At 44.1% G+C, this 25,121-nt stretch carries 22 protein-coding genes and 1 pseudogene; 17 read left to right on the top strand and 6 right to left on the bottom strand.

Going from position 1 to position 25,121, the window contains the following annotated elements:
- Positions 1–278, top strand: a 278-nt coding sequence (locus L7D49_RS16620; RefSeq protein ID WP_238082941.1) for a transposase, incomplete at its 5' end; no start/stop codon positions are given.
- 351 nt (positions 279–629) lie between these two features.
- Here L7D49_RS16620 and L7D49_RS16615 read toward each other — a convergent pair.
- The 4 genes and pseudogenes from L7D49_RS16615 to L7D49_RS16600 form a co-directional block, all read right to left on the bottom strand.
- Positions 630–789 (bottom strand): annotated as a pseudogene (locus tag L7D49_RS16615) (transposase); the annotation flags it as partial.
- A gap of 381 nt (positions 790–1,170) precedes the next feature.
- Positions 1,171–1,605 (bottom strand): GNAT family N-acetyltransferase, encoded by a 435-nt coding sequence (locus L7D49_RS16610; protein WP_238082939.1) that lies wholly within the window; start codon positions 1,603–1,605, stop codon positions 1,171–1,173.
- A gap of 3 nt (positions 1,606–1,608) precedes the next feature.
- Positions 1,609–2,124, bottom strand: coding sequence for a YjcG family protein (locus L7D49_RS16605; protein ID WP_238082937.1), 516 nt, complete (start codon positions 2,122–2,124; stop codon positions 1,609–1,611).
- A gap of 73 nt (positions 2,125–2,197) precedes the next feature.
- Positions 2,198–2,926, bottom strand: coding sequence for an alpha/beta hydrolase (locus L7D49_RS16600; RefSeq protein ID WP_238082935.1), 729 nt, complete (start codon positions 2,924–2,926; stop codon positions 2,198–2,200).
- Positions 2,927–3,075: 149 nt separating this feature from the next.
- Between L7D49_RS16600 and L7D49_RS16595 the strand changes: the two genes are divergently transcribed.
- From L7D49_RS16595 to L7D49_RS16545, 11 genes are all read left to right on the top strand, one after another.
- On the top strand, positions 3,076–3,624 hold the full coding sequence (locus L7D49_RS16595; protein ID WP_238082933.1) for a phosphatidylglycerophosphatase A family protein: 549 nt from the start codon (positions 3,076–3,078) through the stop codon (positions 3,622–3,624).
- Between the two features lie 178 nt (positions 3,625–3,802).
- Positions 3,803–4,792, top strand: a complete 990-nt coding sequence (locus tag L7D49_RS16590) for a TAXI family TRAP transporter solute-binding subunit (protein WP_238082931.1) — start codon at positions 3,803–3,805, stop codon at positions 4,790–4,792.
- 88 nt (positions 4,793–4,880) lie between these two features.
- Entirely contained in the window at positions 4,881–5,402 is a 522-nt protein-coding gene (locus L7D49_RS16585; protein ID WP_238082930.1) for a DUF1850 domain-containing protein, read from the top strand.
- A gap of 40 nt (positions 5,403–5,442) precedes the next feature.
- Positions 5,443–7,410 carry a TRAP transporter permease gene (locus L7D49_RS16580; protein ID WP_238082950.1) on the top strand — a complete coding sequence of 656 codons (1,968 nt, stop codon included), beginning with the start codon at positions 5,443–5,445 and terminating at the stop codon, positions 7,408–7,410.
- A gap of 766 nt (positions 7,411–8,176) precedes the next feature.
- Positions 8,177–8,983: an ABC transporter ATP-binding protein gene (locus L7D49_RS16575; protein WP_336246399.1), complete on the top strand. Its 807-nt coding sequence runs from the start codon at positions 8,177–8,179 to the stop codon at positions 8,981–8,983.
- Positions 8,984–9,163: 180 nt separating this feature from the next.
- On the top strand, positions 9,164–10,375 hold the full coding sequence (locus tag L7D49_RS16570; RefSeq protein ID WP_238082928.1) for a hypothetical protein: 1,212 nt from the start codon (positions 9,164–9,166) through the stop codon (positions 10,373–10,375).
- Positions 10,376–10,400: 25 nt separating this feature from the next.
- A complete protein-coding gene (locus L7D49_RS16565) occupies positions 10,401–11,573 on the top strand; it encodes a hypothetical protein (protein ID WP_238082926.1) in 1,173 nt (390 codons plus the stop codon).
- Positions 11,574–12,473 carry an ABC transporter ATP-binding protein gene (locus L7D49_RS16560; RefSeq protein ID WP_238082924.1) on the top strand — a complete coding sequence of 300 codons (900 nt, stop codon included), beginning with the start codon at positions 11,574–11,576 and terminating at the stop codon, positions 12,471–12,473.
- Complete coding sequence (locus tag L7D49_RS16555) at positions 12,445–13,176, top strand: hypothetical protein (RefSeq protein WP_238082922.1); 732 nt, start codon at positions 12,445–12,447, stop codon at positions 13,174–13,176. The genes L7D49_RS16560 and L7D49_RS16555 overlap by 29 nt, the downstream gene beginning before the upstream one ends.
- Before the next feature lie 118 nt (positions 13,177–13,294).
- Positions 13,295–15,145, top strand: a complete 1,851-nt coding sequence (locus tag L7D49_RS16550; RefSeq protein ID WP_238082947.1) for an SLC13 family permease — start codon at positions 13,295–13,297, stop codon at positions 15,143–15,145.
- A 28-nt stretch (positions 15,146–15,173) separates the two neighbouring features.
- Positions 15,174–15,590: a VOC family protein gene (locus L7D49_RS16545; RefSeq protein WP_238082920.1), complete on the top strand. Its 417-nt coding sequence runs from the start codon at positions 15,174–15,176 to the stop codon at positions 15,588–15,590.
- Between the two features lie 36 nt (positions 15,591–15,626).
- Here L7D49_RS16545 and L7D49_RS16540 read toward each other — a convergent pair whose 3' ends face one another.
- Entirely contained in the window at positions 15,627–16,490 is an 864-nt protein-coding gene (locus tag L7D49_RS16540) for a YitT family protein (protein ID WP_238082918.1), read from the bottom strand.
- A gap of 195 nt (positions 16,491–16,685) precedes the next feature.
- On the opposite strand from L7D49_RS16540, the gene nhaC reads away from it, so the two are divergent.
- Positions 16,686–18,146 carry a Na+/H+ antiporter NhaC gene (gene nhaC, locus L7D49_RS16535; RefSeq protein WP_418895898.1) on the top strand — a complete coding sequence of 487 codons (1,461 nt, stop codon included), beginning with the start codon at positions 16,686–16,688 and terminating at the stop codon, positions 18,144–18,146.
- Between the two features lie 54 nt (positions 18,147–18,200).
- Here the strand turns inward: nhaC and L7D49_RS16530 are convergent, their stop codons facing one another.
- Positions 18,201–19,442, bottom strand: coding sequence for an HTH domain-containing protein (locus L7D49_RS16530; RefSeq protein WP_238082914.1), 1,242 nt, complete (start codon positions 19,440–19,442; stop codon positions 18,201–18,203).
- Between the two features lie 84 nt (positions 19,443–19,526).
- Here L7D49_RS16530 and L7D49_RS16525 point away from each other — a divergent pair, with 84 nt between their 5' ends.
- The 4 genes from L7D49_RS16525 (at position 19,527) to L7D49_RS16510 (ending at position 25,040) form a co-directional block, all read left to right on the top strand.
- Positions 19,527–20,639: a mandelate racemase/muconate lactonizing enzyme family protein gene (locus tag L7D49_RS16525; RefSeq protein ID WP_238082912.1), complete on the top strand. Its 1,113-nt coding sequence runs from the start codon at positions 19,527–19,529 to the stop codon at positions 20,637–20,639.
- Complete coding sequence (locus tag L7D49_RS16520; RefSeq protein WP_238082910.1) at positions 20,636–21,319, top strand: GNAT family N-acetyltransferase; 684 nt, start codon at positions 20,636–20,638, stop codon at positions 21,317–21,319. The genes L7D49_RS16525 and L7D49_RS16520 overlap by 4 nt, the downstream gene beginning before the upstream one ends.
- Before the next feature lie 143 nt (positions 21,320–21,462).
- The gene (locus L7D49_RS16515; RefSeq protein ID WP_238082907.1) at positions 21,463–23,151 is read left to right on the top strand and encodes a methyl-accepting chemotaxis protein; all 1,689 of its coding nucleotides are present in this window, start codon (positions 21,463–21,465) and stop codon (positions 23,149–23,151) included.
- Between the two features lie 200 nt (positions 23,152–23,351).
- Complete coding sequence (locus L7D49_RS16510) at positions 23,352–25,040, top strand: methyl-accepting chemotaxis protein (protein WP_238082905.1); 1,689 nt, start codon at positions 23,352–23,354, stop codon at positions 25,038–25,040.
- Positions 25,041–25,121 lie beyond the last annotated feature (81 nt).

Genomic DNA, 25,121 nt, shown 5'->3' with positions numbered 1-25,121 from the left:
AGAGTAAGAATCAGCAGAAAATCATTCAACGACATATCTGGCAGGATTACCTGGATGTAGCGGAAGAATTGAGACATCACCATGAGATCAAAAAGATATACGGGAAGCGCAAAGAGACGATTGAACGTGTCTTTGCAGACGCCAAAGAAAAGCATGGCATGCGATGGACAACCCTCCGGGGGCTCAAAAAATTGTCCATGCAGGCGATGCTGACTTTTGCTGCCTTAAATCTTAAGAAATTGGCCAGCTGGACATGGAAAGCACCAGCCGTGGCCTAATTAAAAGGAAAATAGAACAGTGCTAGGACGCATTCTCGCAAAAAAACACTAAAAAAGCACGAAAAGGGTTGGAAATCAATTTGATTTCCAACCCTTTTGTCTACAGTCTGACCCGCTGCCTAACAGGCAGCGGGTTTTTGTGCCTAGACAAAAGAATATTAATTAACGTTTAAAAATAAATTGTTACCACTGCTCACATAAAAATTATTGCAATGTTGATTTCTGCTCCTGGCGGTCGGTTTCCTTGGGCCGGCATCCTATCTCTGTTAATTTGTGATTCAAGCTTGCACCAAATGCGCTTTTTATCGCAAAAGCCGTTCCGTATTACTGCTTTTCCTGTGGGATTTCACCTTCTATGAAAGTCATTTTGATCAAAACTACTGGCTCGATATTGGGTCTCTCAACTGCCGAATTAAGGTCTTCGACCAATGATAATGAAAGAGAAATCAATTGCTGCATCGAGCTTGCGAACAAGATGATCTTGCGGTACCAGTTGTTCAATGGTCAGCATTTCTAACTCTTTACGCTCGTTGATTTGTTTTTTGTCATCATAACCATCGCCCGATAATAATTGCGAACACCCTGTTGATTGGAGCGGAGGTTGGCGACTCCAGCGGGAACAGCGCGAGCTGAAGACCCTGGACGGAGCGCAGCGAAGGAAGCGGCTGAAGCCGTGCCCGCGGAAAGCGTCCAACCGTAGCGCAAATCAACTTTCCTATTACTTTATTCGTTATAAACGAAAAAACTGTAGACAAACTCCGAATTCCTGGAGTTTGTCTACAGTCTAACCCGTTGCCTAACAAGCAACGGATTTCAGTATTAACAAATATACATAAAAATGATAAGAGGCCGAGGTCCATCTGAGAATCAGATCGGACATGTCAGCCTCTTCTTATTGCGTGATCATTTTTTCCATTGCACGATGGGGAATGTCAGCATCCATAAACTCTGGCGACGTTACGATATAGCCTAGCTTTTCGTAGAATGGAACTGCATAGGACTGGGCATTGAGAATAATTTTATGCATGCCGGTCTTCAGTGCATATTCTTCAAGGGAATGCATGATCAAATTCCCTAAATGCTTGCCTCGAAAATCCTTTAACACACAAACACGTTCCACCTTGCCGACACCTTGCGTGATTTCCCGAATGCGACCAGCTCCGATCGGCTGGTCATCGGAATAGACGATAAAATGGGCAGCAGAAGCGTCGTGTTCATCCAACTCCAGGTTGAGTGGCACCCCTTGCTCTTCGACAAATACCATCTTCCTGACGGAGAATGCGTCTTCCCGTTCCGGTTCCGAACCGGCTACTTTTACCCGGATCAACGCTTACTGTTCCTCGTCCAGACGGAATGTCTCGTATACTGTCCATGAGCCGTCTTCGAGTTGATATAGAAGATGGATGCGATCAATCGTCTCGGTATGGTCGACGCCGATCATCTTCAATTGACCGATAATGTCATCATGTTCCGTCGGATTTAATTTTTGTGCAATCGTTACATGGGGAACGAAAGAGTATTCTGTCTGCTTTTCAGTGAATACACCATCCAAATCTTTATGGAGCGCCAACAGTTCATCGTTCGGCGTCACTTTGAAGTAAATCGTATTCGTAATTGGTGCAAATGTGCTCACTTTGGAGACGCTTAATTCGAAGGGGCTGTTTTTCGCCGCGATGTTACGAATCTCTTTTGCGACTTGCTCAATTTCTGTATCGTTCGCCTCGAATACATCCTTTAATGTCATATGAGGTGTAATTAGTGCATAGTGGGGATCATACCGCTTCCTGTAGGCGTTCGCCAAATCTTGCAGCTTTTTTGATGGAAACGCAACAACACCATATTTCATAATAAAAGACCTCCTCTAGAATATGATTCCAACCTGATACGGTTAATTATAACAGATACATTTGATTTTTGTCTTATTTGGCATCATTATAAGATTTCAATAAAGCTCTCTTGACATCTTTTTGCCAATTTTTCCATGTATGATTTCCCTCGAACTCTTCATAGAAATAAGGGAAGCCTTTTTCTTTAATTGCTTCATTCAATTGACGGTTAGGAGTCAGGAAATCCCGTATGCCGTCAACAGTTGTTTGGACTTCGGTCTCCTCCAGGCCGATGACATGGTAGATGGAAAGGCTGGACGGGTCTTTTGCCTGCTTCACTTTTTCGAGGACAGATTCGTCCACATATGGCGAATGCAGCATCACTTTTCCAAAACAATTCGGATATTTCAAGGCAGTCAACAGCGAAATGGTGGCAGCCAAGGAATCTCCGATTAGTCCTCTTCCAGCCCCTACTTGATACGTTGGATAGTTCTCATCGATGTAGGGAATAAGCTCATGAGCTAGAAAACGGATATATGCTTCGTGCCTGTCCCCTTCCGGGTGATACATCCTTCTGCGCTCCATGACGGATTTGTAAGGAACCCCGACGACGATCATATTATCGATTTCGCCTTCTTCCATCAGCTCATCTGCCACTCGGCCGATGCGGCCATATTGGAAATAGTCCTTGCCGTCCGATGCGATCAGGACGGAGTGCTTGTATAAAGGCGAATAATGGTGGGGCAAGTGAATCAGCAGCTGCATCTCTTCATTAAGTGCCTTACTGTAAAGGGTTACTTCTTCTATTTTACCGTAATTCAATTTGGGACCTCCTCATGACTGTCATGTATTGAAATTGTAACATAGGATGAAGAACAGGTATAATGCTTGGATAGGATGTACAAAAAAGCGGAGGTTTCCCTTCCTCTTTATAGAAGTTGGATTCTTTCGAAAGAAAAGGGGTCATTGATATGTTTACTGGGAAAAATATCGTTCATTCCGATGTCGTGACGGAAGCGACAAAACAGGCGCTTATCCGCCGAGGGGTGGAGCTTGAGGATATTGCGAAAATCGTCTATGAAATGCAAGCACCTTATAATCCGAGTTTGGATTTGGAGGAATGCCTGGATTCAGTTGAAAAAGTGCTTCGGAAACGTGAATTGCAGCATGCCATTCTTGTCGGAATTGAATTGGATGAACTAGCAGAACAGAAAAAGCTGTCTGCACCTCTCCAGCAGATTGTAGAAAATGACGAAGGGCTGTTTGGTGTCGATGAGACAATTGCGCTAGGTGCCGTCTTTACGTATGGTTCGATAGCTGTTACGACATTTGGCCATCTTGATAAGAATAAAATCGGCATCATCAATGAGCTGGACACGAAGAAAGGCCGCGGCGTTCATACATTTCTTGATGACCTGGTGGCCAGTGTCGCATCGTGTGCAGCTTCTCGGATTGCTCACCGGACGCGCGACTTGGAAGAAGCCGGGCTTACTTATGCCGATATCAAAGACAAACAGTAAATAGTGTTGTAAAGAGAGGGACAGAGCGTTTCAATCTGTCCTTCTTTTGTTGCGGTTTAACCTGGAACCGCTTGCAACTTACTGATAATTTACTAAGAAACGTTGACAAAAGAGTCAGCCTTCATGTTAAAATGGACACTAAGTTGCAAAACTATGAAAAAAAGGGGAGAAAGATTGAATGAAGAATAGTAAAATACGTTTACTTGCTTTGGTTACTATGATCGCTATGCTCGTTCTTGCGGCATGTGGTTCGGATGATTCAAGCAAAGGCTCGGGTTCTGATTCCGGGAAGAAGAAAGAGGACTTCAAATATCTAAGTATTCTAACGGGCGGAACGCAAGGTACGTACTACGCACTCGGCGGCGCGCTCGCAAATTACATTAATGATGAAACAGGCATCAAAACGACGGCTGAAGTTTCCCAAGCATCGGCTGCGAACATGACAGCCCTGAAAGAAAACAAGGCTGAATTGGCTTTCGTTCAAACGGATATCGCGTATTATGCTTCTAAGGGCGAAATGATGTTTGACGGAGAAAAAATTGATAACGTTTCTGCTATCGGAGCACTATATCCAGAAACAGTTCAATTGGTAACACTTGAAAAATCAGGCATTAAGACTTTTGAAGACTTGAAAGGCAAAAAGGTGTCTGTAGGGGCTCCTGGTTCAGGTACATATGCAAACGCTGAACAACTGCTTGAAGTTCACGGCTTGACAATGGACGATATTCAACCACAGAACCTTGACTTCGGTGAATCTCAAGAGAGCTTGCAAGCTGGCCAAATTGATGCCGCTTTCATTACTGCCGGAACACCGACTGGAGCGGTTGAGGGCTTGAATGCAAGCGCTCAAGTATTTGTCGTTCCTGTATCTGACGAAAAGGCTGATGAATTGATTTCCAAGTATCAATACTATGCAAAAGACGTCATTCCTGCTGGCACATATGGCTTGAAAGACGAAACACCGACAGTTTCTGTTGGAGCGATGATTGTCGTTCAAAATGATGTTCCAGAAGACTTGGCTTATGAAATCACGAAAGCGATCTATGACAATGCATCCCAATTGGAGCATGCAAAAGGTAAATTGATCAAAGCTGAAACAGGTCTTGATGGAATCGGTATTCCAGTACATCCTGGTGCACAGAAGTATTTCGATGAAGTGAATAAGTAATTCATGACGGCACGTTAATGAACGGGGCGGTGAAGCGATTGCTTCTGCCGTCCCCTTCTTCATTACTCGAATGGAAAGGAAGTGACGGATGAGAAAGAAACGGATCAACCTGACCATTCTTTTGCTGTTACTCCTAATCGCCCTCATCTTTTTTTTCCTGCCTATACAAAAGGCATTCACTTTTACTGAGTATCGGACAGATCACCCGGCAGTTTACTATTTGAAACTGTCGGAAGAAACGGAATTTCAAATCCGATATGTCCACTCGATCTTTCTATCCAATGTGCTGGAAACCTATCAAGTTGTCCGCGGGGATAACATCAAAATGCTGACCATGAAATACGAAGATGTAGGGATCGGACTGCCCGCCTATGCAGAGGAAGGGGAGTCACTGACAGTGAAGGACGGCGTGTATACGCTTACTTATGATAATCGTACCATCGAGTCATTCGTCTTATACGTTGGTGATGTGGATGCCGATCTTGCGTTCAGATATGAGCAGCATGAATACGATCTAAAACAACATTTGACGAGAGGGAAGTCGTACCTATTTCGTATTGAAAGAATCTCTTTGTTTCAAATGATGAAAGGAGTCAATTTGAGTGGTTAAAGAAAAGAAGCAGCATGACTTGACCGATGAGCAGTTTGACATGTTGTCGGAAGAGGAACAGCTTGAAATTTTACAGAAATATGATCCTGAGTCCAATACGCGAAATGTAAAAGGCATTTTTAAATACATCGTATTTGGCGGATTGCTCGCATTTTCCCTGTTTCAATTATACACGTCGATTGGAACGCCATTTACTGCGTACATACAACGTTCCATCCACTTAGGGTTTGCTCTATCGCTAGTCTTTATCCTTTTTCCGGCTAGGAAGAAGCCAGGAGTCAAGAAAAACAAAGTGCCATTTTATGATATTATCCTTTCATTGATCGCCATTTGTGTAGGACTATATTGGCCATTGTTTTATGAAGATCTCGTTGGGCGAGTTGGAAGAGTGTCTTCCCTCGATTTAACAGTCGGTATTGCAGCAGTCCTATTGACATTGGAAGCGGCTCGCCGCGCAGTAGGATTGCCAATCACGATTATTTCGTCTGTGTTTCTTGTCTACGCTTTCTTTGGACCCTATTTCCCTGGGTTCTTGGCACATCGCGGGCAAGATGTCGAAAGTTTGGTCCAATTAATGTTCTTTACGACGGATGGTATTTTAGGTACTCCGATCAGTGTGTCAGCCACTTTCATTTTTGTCTTCCTATTGTTTGGGGCTTTCCTCGTCAAAACGGGGGTCGGAAACTACTTCAATGACCTGGCTGTTGTTCTGGCTGGTCGCTTAACTGGAGGGCCTGCGAAGGTTGCGATTTTCTCCAGTGCATTGCAAGGGACCATTTCAGGAAGTTCAGTAGCGAATGTTGTTGGTTCGGGTTCTTATACAATTCCGATGATGAAAAAGCTTGGCTACCGAAAAGAGTTCGCTGGCGGTGTTGAAGCAGCGGCATCTACCGGTGGACAAATCATGCCGCCGATCATGGGAGCAGCCGCATTCTTGATGGTTGAATTCATCGGGAATGTAACCTATTGGGAAATTGCTAAGGCTGCAGCCATTCCGGCATTGCTTTACTTTACAGGCATCTGGATCATGACCCATTTCGAAGCGAAGCGCGTAGGCTTGCAAGGCATGTCAGAAGATCAAATTCCGAATCGGAAAGAGACGTTAAAGAAAATTTACTTGTTATTACCGATCATCGGGATCATCGTCTTCCTATTGCTAGGTATTCCTACAATGAAAGCTGCGTTGCTAGGTATTGTCTTGACGTTAATTGTAAGCTTCTTCGATAAGTCGACACGGTTAGGCATCAAGGATATTATTATGGCACTCGTCGATGGAGCCCGGACGGCACTTGCTGTCGCAGCTGCAACGGCGTGTGCGGGGATTATCGTCGGAGTGGTTGTGAAAACGGGTCTTGGCCTAAGTCTTGCTAACGGCTTGATCGCAGCAGCAGGCGGCAACATTGTCTTAACGCTCGTCTTCACGATGCTTGCAGCCATTGTATTAGGTATGGGATCTCCGACAACAGCAAACTATGTCATTACTTCAACGATTGCTGCACCAGCCATAATTAAGCTATTGATGATGGATATGCCGACAGATGCGGCTGTACCAATTGTCATTGCTATCTCAGCGCATTTGTTCGTTTTCTACTTTGGAATTGTTGCGGATATTACGCCTCCTGTAGCTCTTGCGGCATTTGCAGCTTCGGGAATATCTGGCGGTGATCCAATTAAAACAGGGGTCAACTCAGCCAAATTGGCGATAGCCGCCTTCATAATTCCATATATGTTTGTCTTCAATCCAGCGTTGCTTATGATCGATTCATCCTTCTTTGAAATCATCTGGGTGACATTTACTGCAATCATTGGGATGGTTGCGATTGGAGCTGGAATAATTGGTTATTGGTACCGTAAGTGCAACTTGATTGAACGCCTCATCATCGTGGCGACTGGACTATTGTTGATCTTCCCAGAAACGATCACGGACATCGTCGGTATGGCGTTGTTTGCTATCATGTTCGCTATCCAATGGAAAACGGGAAGAAAAGATAAAATGGCAGTTGCCTAACCTATAGAATTGGCTGTCCAGAAAACCAGTGAAAACTGGTTCGCTGAGACAGCCTTTATGATTTTTAAGAGGAAAGTGAGGCTGCTCACATTCATAGTACTTTTTATAAATATAATAGAAGATAAATATTTATTTTAACCAATTCAAAGGATCGGCCGATGCCCCTCAAAGTGAATAATGCTTCGCTCCCAATAAAAGTCCGCCCATCTAAACTGAGTATTGCCCCCCGTCAAAAGTTATTTCACTATGTAACTTTCCACTACGCCTCAGCCTGAATATAACTCACTAAATAAACTGTTATCCATCCAACGTATCTCAGCAAGCATAAAAAGATTCATAGAATTTATTGAAAATTCATAGTGATGAGAGTATAGTGGGAGGAAGGAATTAAGAAATTTCCAAAGTGTTTACAAATGAAAAGACTGCTGTATAGGGGGATCTGGGGGAACGTTTTTTGCAGTCACAACAAGGATGATGGAGTCATGACAATTGGAGCATTTCTAGCAAAAGCACTTTTAGCACATACAATGCTTGCGTTCCTATTTATTGGATTATCAATGCTGCTAAGTTTGTAAAAAAGATTGTGTTGTCCCGCTGGTTGGCAGTCAGCTCTAATTTTCACGTGCTCTTCCTGACGACCACAGGGCATCTCAAGAATTACGCAGCGAAAGTTTTGGAACATCGTTAACATCAGTCCAATTAGAATATGCATGACTAAAAAGGCAACTGTCCGTTTCGAAACGGAAACTGATTAAGAGAAAGGTGTATGACAATGGATTCTAGCATTATCTCATTACAACAAGTAACATATCGCAGAGGCGAGAAACTCATCCTGAATGAAATTGATTGGGAAGCGAAGCAAGGTGAGCACTGGGCGATTTTAGGTTTAAATGGATCGGGCAAAACCACTTTGTTGAATATTATTGCGGCACATCAATTTCCGACAGAAGGGGAAGTCGTACTATTCGGCAATCGCTTTGGGGAAACCAACTTGCCTGAACTAAGGAAAAGGATAGGGTTTGTCAGTAGCTCGCTTGAACGATTTTCTCAATTGTTTTTGAATGAAACAGTGGAACGGGTCATCGTTAGCGGCAAATATGCCAGTTTCGGATTATACGAACAAACGTCGGATGAAGATTGGAGCAGGGCTGACATGCTTTTGCACCAATTTCGCCTGACTTACTTAAAAGGGAAAAAGATCAGCTTATTGTCGGAAGGGGAAAGAAGGCGGGTGTTTATCGCCAGATCACTCATGAGTTACCCCACCATGCTCATATTAGACGAACCTTGTTCGGGATTGGATATCCTTTCAAGAGAACAATTTTTGCAAACATTACGGACTGTCATTGAAGCACATTGCCACTTGGTTTATGTCACCCACCATATAGAAGAGATCACGGAAGATATTACACATGTTCTCTTATTGAAAGAAGGAAGAATTGTTGCCGCGGGTAAAAAGAAAAAAATTCTAACCGGTGATCTCTTAACAGAGGCCTATTCTGTTCCTGTATCGGTCAGTTGGCAAGGAGGCAGACCTCATTTGCATGTGGAACGGTCTGCTGTTCTTCAATAGCAGGAAATCAAATTGTACTGCATTATTTATTGTGGGAAGTACCAATCCTACGTTAGTAATGCCACTAAATACATAACTAGTATTGAAATTTTTGTTAAATTCTTGTAAAATAGATTAATATAATATTTTGATAAATTGTTATGTAGCTGCAAGACTATATCACTTGAAGGGATATAAAGCATGAATTGGACCTTTTTAAAGCATGAATTTTTGTTGACGTACCGAAATAAAAAAAATATTCCATTTGTCGTTTTCCTTTGTATTGCGCTTCTCAGTTATTGTTTTCTCTTCGTGCCGAATGAAGTCACCCAGGAAACATTCCATGTGGACGAGGTGAAAAGCAAACTGACCGAGCTTGAGGCGGAACAGGAATACCGCCTTGCCAAAGGCAATACAGGCATCATCTTATTCTCCGGTATGCCAGTCTTTGCAATGAACGCTTATTCGTATGGAATGTTTTCCGCCATGCTAGCGGCTTATGAGGATGGCAATGCTACAAGATGGCTGCATTTACGTGCGAATCATCTTGAAGGCGATTCATCTGATTACATAAGAGACGAAAAACTGTTCAAGGATTCTCCGTTTCCGGGGAAAGACCGTGAGCATCTATACAAACAGACAATGCTGCGTTATGAAACATATTTAGCGAAAGAGCATCCGATTACTTTTGGGATGATCGAAGAGAAGACAGGCTTGCAGGCATTGCAAAAATTCTTCCAACAGTATGGCATGTACTTTGTGTTGTTTTGTGCAATTTACTTTAGCAGTGACTTACTCTCAAGAGACCGGCCAAACAAATCGGTCTTACAGGGATTGCCGTTGTCTTGGTACCGGCAGTTGAACCTTAAGACACTTTCTTCTTTCTTTTATACCCACGCTGTTGTTGGAATTGTTCTTCTGCTTGGAGTGCTCTTGCTGGCATTTCAGTATGGCTTTGGCTATTTTGATCTGAAAATACCGACCATTCTTATTAAGGACGAATTTCCGAGGGAACATTATGATGTCATGACGATTGCTTCTTTCTTAGGGGAAATAGCCATTATCATTCCAATATTGGTGTACTTATTTATCAGGCTGAATGTTGTTTTCAGCTTAATTTTTAAAAATGAATGGCTTGTTCTCGTAATCAGCAGTCTGCTCTTATTTTCCGAAAAGATCTATTTGACAAGGACGTCAAGGGAGTTATTCGGGATTGATATTAGTTTTTTTCCACAGACGTACTTTGATTTTGGAAACGTCATAACCGGTGAAAAGAATTTCCTGCTGAATACGACGACGATGGACTTTACCAGGGGAATTCTTGTATTGCTGATAACTGTTGTTGTCATGGAAGGGATATTGTTTGTCTTGTCCCGCATTATCAACAAACGTCGCTTTTATTCGAACGGATAAGAGGAGGACGAGGAAGGATACACGTATGATTTGGAAGTACATTCAATTTGAAGGAAAGCTTTTATTGCGGAATAAACTGAATTGGCTGCTCGGTGTAGCTTTCATTTTATTTTTTTCGCTCTATTTTTTCCAATACAGCGCGGGTGATATTGAGAGTCTTCGAGATAGAAAGAGCGCAGAAGCGCTGGAATATAACACTATATTCAATTACTTCCCGGAGGAAATGCGGGACACTCCCAAGGGGCAGGAAATATACAATAATCTTACTGAACAATCATCCTTGATCAACAAACAAAGATATTCGCTTTGGAAAAATGATGATTATGAGGAGTACATTGAAGGCGGGTTAAAGCTGAATGAATTGCGCCTTCGTTTGTATGAATTGGGCAATGAAGGCGTGCATCCAGAGTTTATAATACCGAAGGAAGAAATCAGAAAAGAGGATGCATTGTTACGGTATTATCAAAAGAATCAGTTGCCGCTTGAGGCGGACCCTTTTGCCGCAAGCAATTATATACCGGTTGCATTGGAAAAAGTGGACGGCTTGCTTTTTGTGTTATTTGTTTTATTTCTTGGAGGCAACATGCTCCTGCATGATCAGCAAAAACGATCGGTAATGGGCATCTTTCCGATTTCATTCATGCAGCGGGTATTTGTGAAAACCGGCCTCCATTTCATTCAAGCGCTCGCATTTTTGCTAGCCGGCCTGCTGATAGGCGGATGGTTCGTGTCCATCCGGACGGCATGGGGTAATTTCAAGTCACCTCTGTTATTGTTCCAGAACGGTGATTATGTGGCTGTTGGCACTAGCCGCTATATCTTATATATGGTAGTAGCCATGGCGCTCCTCGCGTTGCTGCTCTTATTGCTATCAATCTTAGTGAACGTCATTACGAAGAATATGTATGCGACTGTGCTGCTGATCGTTGTTGTATTTCTAGCTCCGATGCTGCTTCATTTTGCGGGTATTGACGCAAGCTGGCTGCAACCGCTGAGCGTCATGGAAATCAGCCAGGTGTTAAGCGGTGACACGGCAGTCCAATATGGAAAAGACACGATAGATTACAAATGGGCCTTTGTTTGGCTGGCCGTCTTGAACGTGGCTGTCCTTCTTGTGCTCTTTGGCGGGAATCGTGTGATGTATATGAAGAAACATGCGACTCCTTCGTACCAAGTAGGAAAAGGTGGGGGTAATTAAATGCTGAAATTGACGAATGTAACAATCGCCTATAAGGATAAAGTCGTTCTCGACAATCTGAATTTTAGTGCGGAACGAGGAGAAATCATCGGAGTGGCTGCTCCGAATGGAACCGGTAAAACGACGATGTTCAATATTATCGCAAACTTTGTAAAGCCGGATTCCGGTCAGGTGCTGTTTGACGATAAATTCGAATACCGGAACGAAAAAGAAGAATTGCAGATCCATCGGCAGCTCGTCACATTTCCTGAGCAAAAGGATCTTTTTGAAGAACTATCCGGGGTCGACCATTTAAAACTATATGCCAATCTGTGGACGGGCTCAGCCAAGCGGGTACCGGAAATCATCGAACGCTTGCAGATGGGGCATTACGTAAAAAAGAAAGCCAAGACGTACTCATTGGGAATGCGGCAGCGTTTATGCTTCGCAATGATGATGGCTGCCGATACACCAATCATGCTCATGGATGAAGTGATGAATGGATTGGATATCTCGAATGTCGCTCTCATCTCGGATTGTTTAATGGAAATGAAACAACAGGAAAAACTGATATTTGTCGCTTCACACTTACTGGAGAATCTTGATCTATATGCGGATCGTGTTATTTTCTTGAAAAACGGCGGCATAATTCATGAACAAAAGATGTCCGGCGAGCCGGATCTCTTTTTAAAGATTGAAATGAGTCCGGCCGGATATGAAGCAGTGAAAAAGAGAATGACGTTGCCGAAGGATCATCTATATATCGCAGATCATCTACTCTGTATTCCGCTTGAGGGATTGAGCAAGGCGGAACAGACCGATTGGATCGACCGGATGCTGGAGCACAATGAAAAAGAAATCACTGTAGGACCTTTGGGGACGGTGGAGTATTATGAAAAATATTATGCGACAAGCAAGTAAAGGAAACACTGCAGGGATAGCCGGTACGTTTTGCTTGCTGTTGCTTATGGCGGTTGGCATGGCAGGCTGCAGTGAAGTGCCGAAGTCTCCCGAAATCAATTCGGCATATGAGCAAAATTTTGAGATTATCGGCCCTGAGAAGGAGAAAATGCTCGGAGCTGTCAATCCGGGCATTTATCAGATGGTAGATCGCGAAAATAGGAGTGCCGAACCGGTTTCCATTCCAGTCGTCCCGAAAGAGGGAACGGAAGTGAAACTCAAATCGGGAAGATATATGTTCACTGGCTACCCAACAGGAAATATTTTTGTCTATGATGAAAAAGGGGATTTGATCCTTTCTGAGATCGTGGGGAGTTATGCAGGTTCTGGGAGCCTTACAATCGATATTCAATCCAGCTATACGGTCCGGGCGGATGGAGGATACGATTCGGTTGAAATCACCCCAGTGCCGACCGCTTTGGCAACCGATTTGACTACGGGTCTATGGGATGTCGGCCAGGATATTGAGCCGGGAGATTATGAAATTGCTTTAGATTATGGCTATGGATATTTACATGTGTTCGAGGAAGGAAAGGAACCGCGGGTATTTGAATTGATTGGCGGAGAGATTGCGAAATCAGATGGGCATGTGACACTGGAAGAAGGTCAAGTGATCCGTGTGACTGGTACGTCTCTAATCCGTTTTACACGTGCGAAATCTTAAGAAGTTGTCCATAAAATGAATTTCACCTATTTGGCAGACAGGAAGTGCTCTTTAGAAGGGCGCTTTTTTCTTTTTTGTACTACAATCAGAGATAGCGACTTACTTAGAAAGGAACAGGATTGCATTGCAGCTTACGTTGACATTCCTCATTTTAGGCACGACGGTTATTCTCTTCATGACAAATCGGCTGCGAACCGATCTGGTTGCCGTCTTGGCGCTTCTTGCCATGGTTCTCACTGGCATCCTATCGCCGGCAGAAGCATTAACCGGTTTTTCCAATTCTGTCGTCATCATGATTGCAGGGCTATTCATCATTGGTGCCGGGATTTTACGGACAGGGCTTGCTCAGATGGCAGGGTCATTATTGCTCCGTTATTCAGGAGACAGTGAAAAACGTCTCTTCGTATTGCTGCTGCTCATCGTGGCGGCTGTCGGGGCATTCATGAGCAATACGGGAACGGTTGCTCTGATGATGCCGATTGTCGTAAGCATAGCTATCAGCATTCAAAGCAGTCCGTCCAAATACTTGATTCCACTCTCGTATATGGCAAGCTTCTCGGGACTTTTGACGTTGATTGCATCACCTCCGAATTTGATTATCAGTCAAATGCTTGTCGATAACGGCTTCGAAAAACTAGGCTTTTTTCAAATAACTCCGATTGGCATTATCGGCGTCGTTGTCGGTTTGATCTATATGTTTCTCATTCGGAATACGTTATTGCCAGCCAGCCAAACAAGCAATTCGGGTGCCTCCCAACATAAATTATCACCAAAGCAATTGGCGATCGATTACGAACTGGGCGGCAATCTTTACAAAGTGAAAGTGCCCGCAGACTCAGATCTTGCGGGGAAGCGCTTGGCTCAGTTAAAGATTCCGGCTTCCTTTCATTTATGTGTGCTGAAAATTAGCAGGAAGTCTGTGGAAAGCATGAAGCTGTTGCCGATGACGTACCAAGAGATGGCGGGCCCGGATAGTATCATTCAACCGAAGGACCGTCTGTACGTTCAAGGATCGCTAGCCAATGTAGAGAAGTTTGTTGATGCGTATGGGCTGATCATTGAAGAACAGGAGCCCGAAGCCTCTGAGCTGATCTCAAAACAGTTTGGAATCGCTGAAGTTCTATTAACGCCCCATTCGAGTTTTATCAACGAAACCATCCGGGGAATCGGGTTCCGGGAAAAATATAATGTCAACATTATCGGCCTAAATCGGCAAGGAGACTATGTAGTCCGTGATATGACGAAGCAGCGTCTGCGTTTCGGGGATTCACTGTTAATCCAAGGTGCTTGGGACTCCATTGAACTGCTCGCCAAGGAAACGAAAGATGTCGTAGTCATCGGCCAGCCGAAGGAACATGCAGGTGCTGCTGCTGCGAGCGGAAAAGCGATGATTGCAGGGACGATCATGGTCCTCGTTGTCGGTTTGATGATCTTGGAATTGTTCCCTGCTGTCATTTCGGTTTTAATTGGTGCGGTTCTTATGATTGTGACGGGGTGCGTCCGCAATATGGATGATGCTTACGGGCAAATCAACTGGGAAAGCATCGTTCTCATTGCGGCCATGCTTCCGATGGCGACTGCGCTTGAAAAGACAGGGGGCATGGTGATGCTGGCGGAAGGAATTGTGGATCTGCTTGGCCCAATTGGCCCGGTTGGTGTATTAGGGGGAATTTTCCTGCTGACCATGTTGTTTGGCCAGTTTATCAGCAACACGGCGACAGCGGTTTTATTCGCGCCAATCGGGTTAAGCGCCGCGCTCAGTATGGGAGTCAGTCCCTATCCATACTTGATTGCCGTTGCAGTAGGCGCGAGTATGGCCTTCTCGACTCCTGTCGCTTCACCGACAAATGCGCTCGTCATGACAGCGGGCAATTATCGTTTTAAAGATTTCGTCCGGGCTGGTGTTCCGCTGCAATTGATCATGTTTGTTGTCATGCTGATTGCCATTCCACTTCTCTTTCCGTTATGATGAAATTATATGAAAGGAGTGGCTTATTATGGCAGTCGATATCTATTTGACGTTCAACGGCAATTGCAAGGAAGCAATCGAATTCTATTCTGAAGTGTTCAACACAGAGACACCCCATTTAATGACGTTTGGGGAAGCGCCGCCGAATCCTGAATATCCTTTGCCGGACGAGGCGAAAGACTTGATCATGCATGGCAGATTGATGATTAACGGAAGTACGATCATGTTTTCCGATACGTTTCCGGGTTCTCAAGTGGTGGAAGGATCGAATATCAGCTTAGCAATCGAAAGTAGTGACCAGAATTTCATTCAAGACTCCTTTGAAAAGCTGAAGCAGGGCGGAAACGTGAAAATGGAACTCCAGGAAACTTTCTTCAGCAAATGCTACGGCAGTGTCAAAGATCGTTTCGGTATCGAATGGCAATTAAGCTACGAAGAAAAATAACAAAACGGGCGGCGCAATTAGCGCTTCGCCCGTTTTTTAATGGATCGCCGATTTAAACGTCGCCCCGTGTGTCTCTTGAGTATTCATAATTGTGACGAAGGCAGTCGAATCGACATCGCGAACAATTTGTTTCAATTTGGAAATCTCCAACCTGGTGACCACGACATAAATGACATCCTTTTCGTTATCGCTAATGCCACCTTTACCATGTAGTTTTGTTACACTCCGTCCAAGCCTCTGTACAATCGCATCACTTAACTCCTCGTATTCATCAGAAACAATGATGATCGCTTTTGTTTCATCCAATCCTTGAATGACCATATCGATCATTTTAGACGCGATATAGTAAGTCAAAATGGAATACATCGCTTTTTCCCACGTCAAGACGAAACCAGCCCAGCCGAAAATGAAAATATTTAAGAACATGACAAATTCACCTACCGAGAAAGGTATGCGTCTTGTCAATAAAATGCCGAGAATTTCCGTTCCATCCAGCGCACCGCCGTTTCGTATGACTAACCCTACACCCGCTCCGAGGATTAATCCGCCAAATACAGTAGCGAGCAATGGGTCGGTTACAAACGGGCCGACGGATTTCAACGGAAACTCGATAATGGCCAATAACGCAATGGCGAGTACCGACGATATGAAGAAGCTTTTGCCGATATGTTTAAATCCGAAGAAAAGGAATGGCAAGTTGATGAGGAGAATCAAAATACCGAAGGGAATACCGGTGATGATATTCAATAATAGGGAAATACCGATAATGCCGCCATCGATGACGGAATTCGGTATGAGAAATAGTTCCAATGCAACAGCTGCCAAGGTGGCGCCAATTGTAATCAGTAAATAACGTTTCATTTGGTCACTGAATTTTTCTTTTTTATGCTCCCTTTTCATGTATGGAAACAGCTCCTTTGGACGTCAGGGTATACGGTTTTTCATATAAGAAAAATTTCGTATATTAACTATAACACTGAAATCGCTTTCAATAAAATATTGACAACTTGCCGAATAAAATATAATATCCTATTATTAACGACTATATAACGACATTTTGGAATCATTTGACAACGTAGAATTGGGGGAATGAAGATGGGTAGAAGAAATGATAAGAAAATTGGCTTTTTCATGGCCATCTTGCCGCTTATTATTATGATCGCGGTCATGCTTGTGACGGTCGTCAAATTGGAGCAGGGACCGCATATGCCTCTTATCGTCGGTACGACGGTGGCAGCGCTCGTTGCATGGCGAGCCGGCTATAGCTGGAAAGAAATTGAGGAAATGATGTACAAAGGGATCCGCTTGGCGCTTCCTGCCGTTGTCATCATTATGCTCGTCGGCCTTACGATTGGTTCCTGGATGGGCGGCGGTATTGTTGCTACCATGATTTATTACGGGCTGCAAATCATTTCCCCTTCATGGTTCCTTGTCGCCATCGCCATCATTTGTGCTATCGTTTCACTAGCCATCGGCAGCTCGTGGTCGACTATGGGAACAATTGGTGTGGCAGGTATGGGAATCGGGATGAGCATGGGGATTCCGGCTGGCATGGTCGCTGGAGCCATCATCTCGGGAGCCTACTTTGGAGATAAAATGTCACCGCTTTCAGATACAACCAACTTGGCATCCGGTCTGACAGGGACGGATTTATTCGACCATATTAAACATATGATGTACACGACTATTCCTGGTTTGCTTATCGCATTAGGTGTTTACGGTTTTCTTGGAAGAAAGTTTGCCGATGGGAACATGAAGTTGGATGAGATTGCCCAGACAGCAAGTGTGCTGAAGGAGAGTTTTCTCATTTCTCCTTGGCTATTGCTCGTTCCACTTGCGGTCATCGTTCTTGTCGCTGTCAAAGTACCTGCTGTACCCGCATTGCTCATCGGAATTATTTTAGGCTTCCTGTCTCATATCTTTATACAAGGAGGATCGGTTGCTAGTGCACTTGCTGCGCTGCAAAGTGGTTTCTCCATTGAAACAGGCAACACGATGGTGGACAACCTCTTCAATGGCGGCGGTTTAGATAATATGATGTATACCGTTTCCATGACGATTGTAGCGATGACATTTGGAGGTATCCTTGAGTACTCCGGCATGTTGCAAGCGATCATGAACCAATTATTAAAGGTGATCAAATCGACGTTTAGCCTTGTTTCGTCTACGATTGCCGCTTGTATCCTGACGAATGCGTCTTGTTCGGAGCAATATATTTCAATTGTCGTTCCATCAAGAATGTTTACAAAGGCTTACAAAGAAAAAGGCCTTCATTCCAAAAACTTATCGAGAGCATTGGAAGATGGCGGAACACTCACTTCGGTATTTATTCCATGGAATACTTGCGGTGTCTTCATACTCGGGACTCTTGGAGTAGGAGTGGTGGAATACGGGCCATATGCTATTTTAAACTTCATTGTTCCGATCTTGTCGATCATTTTTGCGGCAACTGGCTTCTCAATAGTTAAATTAACTAAGGAAGAAATAGCGAAAGCAAAAGAAGCAGAAGCTGATTCAGCACTTGAGGAAGAGAAAGAGCTTCAAATGGAAAGGTAATACAACAAATAGAGCATCACTAAAAGAGGAAAGTCCATTACAGGGCTTTCCTCTTTACCATAGCGGGAAGTTCAGCTCATACAGTGCTCGGGGACGTCCTTGTTTATAGGTCATCTCTTCGCCGGCTATCTTTATATATCCGCATTCGCTCATTTTTTTAATAATCCTTTCGGCTGTCCGTCTTGTCACATTCATATAGAGAGCCAGGTCGTTTGCGGAGAATTGCTTGGCATTCCGAAATTTCCCGAACTGCATCACTTTAGATAGGTTGGCGGGACTTAGCTTCGTTTTCTCCGCCATTTCCTGCATGATCGGATTCTGCACTTGCATGTCGATTCGATCATCCATATGATCTGGGAGAGGGCCCCGTAATTGCTTGGATCCATCCAACACATAAAACTCATCAGGACGACGACTTAGAGACAGGGCTTGCTCGGCGTGTTGGGAAGCCTCAATCGTCGATTCTCCAGCTCCAAATGCCAAGTGGGCTTTGGAGGACAGCCTTTGAAAAAGCTTCTGAAAAGCAGTAGTGGAAACAACCTTATCGATGTTGCCTAATGTAGTAAATACACTATGCCCATTCTCGGAGGCAATCGCATGTCCGTGCAGCAAGCCTGCTAATTCTGCCGCTTCTTCCTCAGCAGAGTTCAACATTGTCAAAGGACGGATCAAACCTACCGCGATCTGGGAAGACTTGCTGCGTACGTAAAGTGCTTTCTGCTTTGCTTCTTCAAGCGTTTGTAGAATATTGCTTTCCGGATCAATCATCTTCATAGCGGGCACTTGCTGCTCAACCAGCCGTTCATAGATAGCGTGTATACTTGTGACGGCCATAACTGTTTTACCGTCACGGTATAAAGAAAGATGAAAGTCCGTAATCGTTTCAATGGTTTCCTCAGGATGAATCGGATGAATATAAGGCATAGTAACCGTTTGTCCCAAGTCATTTAATACATGCGTCATGTGAATCGGTTCGCGAATATCAATTGAGATAGCATCCAGCTGTACATGTCTTGTTGTGGATAAATATAGCAGTGTCATCGCAATTGCTGTCTCATTCTGTTTTAAATAAACAGCAGGAATTTGAAGCTTCTCTAGCTCATCCAGCGATACATGGTAAGGCAAGGAACCTGAAAATAGAATGGCATCACAAGGCGTTAATGTCGGGATTATCGATTTTGCCTCTTTTGGATGCTCATATATATAAGAAACCAGGGAAATATCCGAATTCGGATCAAGCAGCCTGGCAGTTCTCTCACAGAAATCCTTTGAGCCAATCATAGCAATTTTTATCATAAATCCTCCTGAAAATATAGCGACTATTTAACGACAATGATACAATATTTAGTAGAGAAAAGCCAACTGGAAAGGAAAATATTTATGAAAATTACAAGTATTGATGTATATGGAATTCAACTTCCGTTATTTGAACCCTTTGTTATTAGCTATGCGTCTTACGACAGTATGCCGTCCATCATTGTGAAAATCACAACTGACAAAGGACATGTCGGCTATGGAGAGGGTGTGGCAGACGAGCATGTCACAGGCGAAAGCTGGGAGAGCACATTTGCCGTTCTGCAGCATACATTGGCTCCAAAATTGATCGGAGAAAATCCTGCGAATTTTGAAAAGATCCATGAGGTTATGGATAAGGAAATCTATGGAGTACCGACAGCTAAAGCGGCTATCGACATCGCTTGCTATGATCTAGTAGGTAAAGCGCTTGGTGTCCCTGTCTATCAACTGCTCGGCGGGCGATACCATGAGGAATTTCCGATTACCCATGTGCTAAGTATTGCTTCTCCAGAAGAGATGGCCAATGAAGCTGAGAATCGAGTATTTGAAGGGTACCGGTCGTTAAAAATGAAAGTCGGCACGGATATGAGGAAGGATGTCGAACGAATTCAAGCGGTGCGTGAGCGGGTAGGAGACGAAATAGCTATCCGCGTCGATGTGAACCAAGGATGGAAGAATAGTTCCACGACCTTGCAAGCTTTAGGAAGGCTGGAGCAATGCGGCTTAGACTGGCTAGAGCAGCCTGTCCTGGCGGATGATATTGATGCAATGGTTGAAATTAAATCTAAGACATCCGTTCCGACTATGATCGATGAAGGATTGCGTGGGCCACGTGAAATGAGAGAGATCATCGCAAAGAGGGCCGCGGATAAAGTAAATATCAAGTTAATGAAGTGCGGAGGAATCTATCCCGCGATGAAATTGGCTCATATGGCTGAAATGGCTGGAATCGAGTGTCAAATCGGTTCGATGGTTGAATCGTCTGTTGGATCGGCCGCTGGTTTCCATGTCGCTTTCTCAAAACGCATTATGACCAGTGTAGAATTGACCGGCCCATTAAAATTTAGCGAGGATATTGGAGATTTGAAATATGACGTGCCATTTATCCGATTAACGGAGCAGCCAGGCCTAGGAGTTACTGTTGATGAAAGGGTGCTGGAAAAATTGACAGTCATGAGGGAGAGGATTGCCAAATGAGACGGGAGCTTACATTACGGAATGGTCAAAGGGTAGAAGTGCGCCAACTCGGGATGGAACAGCTGCCGGAGATTTTATCGCTTCAGGAAAGAGTATATGCCGCCCTTGAAACGAAAGAATTGCTTGAACCGCTCACCGAAGAACAGATTGCCTACATATTCGGAGGAAAAGGCATTATGCTCGGTGTGTATCTGGATGAAAAACTGATCGCGTTTCGTGCCATGATGGAACCGGATGAAAACGAAGAAGAGCATCTTGGATTGGATGTAGGCCTTGCGAAAGAAGAACTTCCAACAGTACTTTATTCCGAAATTACAAATGTCGATCCAGATCAAAGAGGAAATAGTTTGCAGCGGATTCTAGGCAAGATGCTTCTCAATGAAATTGATCAGGAAAAGCACCGGTATATCTGTACGACGGTAGCTCCTTTCAATATTGCGAGCTTGAAGGATAAATTTGATCTAGGGATGCATATCGTATCCTTGAAACAAAAATACGGAACGAAGATGCGTTATATTTTAATGAAAGATTTGACCGCGCGGCCAGTTTATCGTGCCGCAGCAGTCTTCATCAATATGGGGAATATCGAGCGCCAGCAAGAGATGCTGGAGAAGGGCTGGGTTGGAGTCGGCCTCCTGTTGGATGAGGATGAGTGGAAAGTAGAATTTCGGAAAATATAGTAGTAAAGGCTTCCATCGAGTACGGTGGAAGCTTTTTTATGTAGGTAAAAAGTTGATTGGTATTTATGTAATAAAAGTACTATCTAATTATATTAGTCTGAATTATAATAGAACTATATTATACTTCAAAGGGGTTAGGGGTCATGAAACGTTCTGTAGGTAAAAAGATTTGGGGTGGCTTTCTCACAGTATTACTGATCATGGTTGTCATTGGAGCCTCAAGTCTATGGTCGCTGTTTAAAGTGAGCGATGAATATCGTTTTCTCATCGACGATCGGATGAAAAAAATAGTTCTTCTCGAAAAATTGTCTGCTATTCAAAATGAAATATCAAACAACATTCGGGGCTATATGATTTACAAGGAATCGACTTTTTTAGAAAACCGGGATCAATTGAACTCCGAAGCTACTGAGGTCTTGCTGGAACTTGATTCACTTGTGAAAAGTGAAGATGCCCGCAATGTGCTGGCTGATGTGACAGACCGAATCAATACATATGAAAGTATGTCTGGCTTTATCCTGGAGGATTTCCAAAAAGGGAATGAGAAAAATGCGATGGGGCTCGCCTATGAAGCCTCCGGCCAGCTTAAGAAAGCGAAGGATGGCATCGCACAATTAATAGAACATCAGAACAAACAGCGCGATACAACTGAAAAAGCACTTCATAGTTTATTGCAAACAACCCGTATTCTGACGATTGGCCTTATCGCGCTTGCAATTATTGTGAGCATCATTGTGGCACGGGTAATTAGCAATAGCATTGCAAGGCCAGTGGCTTCATTGACAACGATTATTAAACAGATGGCGGAAGGGAATTTTGCTTCCGAGCCGATTCAAATCAAAAATAAAGATGAGATCGGAGAAATGGCTTCTGCCTTTAATGTGATGGCTACTGACATTCGCCAGGTCATCTCCAGCACGAGGGAATCCGCTGTTCAACTCGCCGTTCAAGCGGAAGAACTATCAGCCAGTTCCGAAGAAAGTTTGGCGGCTTCTGAAATGGTCGCTGAAATTGCGGAGAAAAACATTATGGCGAGTGATGCTCAAGTCGCCATCGTACAAGAGTCGAATGCCTCGATGAAAGAAATGGCATCCGGCATTGACCGGATTTCGGCTGTAAATGAAAATATGTTGAAATCGACAGGAGAAGTGACGCATTTGGTTACGGACGGTGCGGCACTGATGACAGAATTCACGGTACAAATGAAATCAATCAACACGACGATGGAAGAATCGGTTGAGGCAATTTCCGAAATGGCATCCCAATCGGAACAGATTCGCAACGTTACTTCGTTGATCACCGCCATTGCAGAGCAAACGAACCTGCTTGCATTGAATGCTGCAATTGAAGCCGCGCGTGCCGGGGAGCATGGAAAAGGCTTTGCGGTCGTAGCAGAAGAGGTGCGCAATTTAGCAGAGCAATCGAAGCGATCCGCTGAGGAAATTGGCAGAATGGTCGAAAATATGATTGATAATGTCCATAATGCCGTAGCAAGAACCGAAGATGGAAGCCGACGGGTTGCGGACGGATTAACGGTGACAGGAAAGACGAACGAAGTGTTTGAGCAGATAGAAAAGGCTGCAGTCGAAGTTGCTGATAAAGTAAATAATGTCTCTGCAGCAATTGTGCAAATGACTTCTATGGTGAATGAAGTGGCGGTAGGAGCATCTGAAGTGGAAAAACTGGCTGTCCAGGGAGCGGCAGAAGCGCAATCCACCAGTGCGGCGACGGAACAGCAACTGGCAGCTAACGAGGAGATTTCATCCAGCGCCCAGCAGCTCGCCATGCTTGCTGAAAAACTTCAAAGTGATTTGTCGCATTTCAATGTGTAATAGGGCGTGACCATAGCAAAAAACAATAGATGGCTTCCTTAGGGGCCATCTATTTTTTGGATAAGTGGAGTTATTTTGAACTAGTAGCTAGTCGATTTTTATAATTAGAAAGAAATAGGTACTATTTAAGTTTAATGACCTTCCTAATCTAAATGATATAGTCTATACTATTTATGGTTTGATAGTATAGGAGGATAATAATGAAATTTTCTGTAAGCAAAAAATTGTGGGCAGGATTCTTAGGATTAGTGTTGTTACTCATTGTCTCTGGCGTGTTGAACTATTTGACCATACCTGATATCAAAGAGCGATATACATACTTAATAGAGGATCGAATGGAAAACGTCATCACTCTTGAGCAGCTGGCAACCAATCAAAACGAACTTTCCAATGATCTGCGGGGTTATTTACTATATAAGCAAGTCAGTTACTTGAAAAATCGCAGAGAGCTGCTTGAGAACCTTGATGGAACGATTGAAAAGTTGTCTACTCAATTAAACGATGAGGCGGCACTGGCTTTATTGGAAGAAATCAAAGTTGCTGCGGCAAGTTATGAAGAGTTAACGACGAAGGCAGTTAACACATTTAATAATGGAAATGATGTAGAAGCGTTGCGATTAGCAGGCGAAGCAGAGCCGTTTCAAACGCTCATTTCAAAGAAAGCGAAAGAATTAACAAAACTCCAGAGGGAACAAGTAGCGTCAACTCAAAAACAGCTGAATGACCGAATGAAAGTGACGGGCCTGTTTATTCTGGGAGTGATCATAGTAGCCGCGCTCCTCAGCATGGTCATAGCAACAATCATCAGCAGAAGTATTACGAGACCTGTAAAGAGAGTGACGTCGTCATTGAAACAGCTTGCTTCCGGCGACTTTTCCATGGAGCCATTGCATATTAAAAACAGGGATGAAATTGGTGAAATGGCGGATGCATTTAATGAAATGGCTTCCGATCTTCGAACCATTATCAGTTCGACGCGCCAGACAGCACATGAGCTGGCAGCGCAGGCAGAGGAATTGTCCGCAAGCTCCGAAGAAAGTTTGGCAGCATCTGAAATGGTCGCGGAAATTGCCGAAAAGAACTTGATTTCCAGTGATACACAAACAAACCTTGTTTCAGAATCAGTTTCGGCCATGTCTGAAATGGCGGACGGCATCGACCAGATTACACACCATAATGAAGCAATGCTGACATCCACTGAAGAGGTAGCTCGTCTAGTGGAAGAAGGAGCATCCCTTATGAAGGATGTGACGGGGCAAATGTCGACCATTTCCTTGTCAATTGAGGAGTCTGCACATGTCATCAGTGAGCTGGCGGAGCACTCCGAAAACATCCGTCAAGTGACACGGCTGATTACAGATATTGCCGAGCAAACGAATCTCTTGGCATTGAACGCGGCAATCGAAGCGGCTCGAGCAGGAGAACACGGAAAAGGCTTCGCCGTTGTCGCAGATGAAGTTCGGAATCTAGCCGAGCAGTCGAAACAATCTGCGACAGATATCGGACGCATGATCGAGACAATAATAAAAAATGTGGCAATGGCAGTTGGCAGTACGGAAGCAGGTACTGAAAAAGTGCAAGAAGGTTTAGGCATTACCGAGCGCACAGGCCGAGTCTTTAAAGACATCGAAGGCGCTGCAACCGAAGTCAAGGAGAAAGTGGAGTCGGTTTCCGCTGCGATTTTGCAAATTCAGCAGATGACCGAGCGCGTGAAAGAAGGGGCTTCCCAAGTACAGCATCTCGCTGTACAAAGCGCGGCAGAGGCACAGTCGACAAGCGCTGCGACCGAAGAGCAGCTCGCTTCCAATGAAGAAATTTCTTCCAGCGCCCAAACCCTTTCTGAAGTAGCCGAACGGCTTCAAAGTGAAATGGCCCGCTTTACAATTTAACAACCCGAGGAATATCGATCAGGAAGAGAAGACAAGTCGTTTTCTCTTCCTGATTTTCATTTGTATTATTGGCACCATAAC

The sequence above is a fragment of the Sporosarcina cyprini genome (assembly GCF_022048975.1).
GTDB classification, from domain to species: Bacteria; Bacillota; Bacilli; order Bacillales_A; family Planococcaceae; genus Sporosarcina; species Sporosarcina cyprini.
The sequence above is the reverse complement of the archived record's forward strand: the minus strand, read 5'-3'. Positions and strand labels throughout refer to the sequence as shown.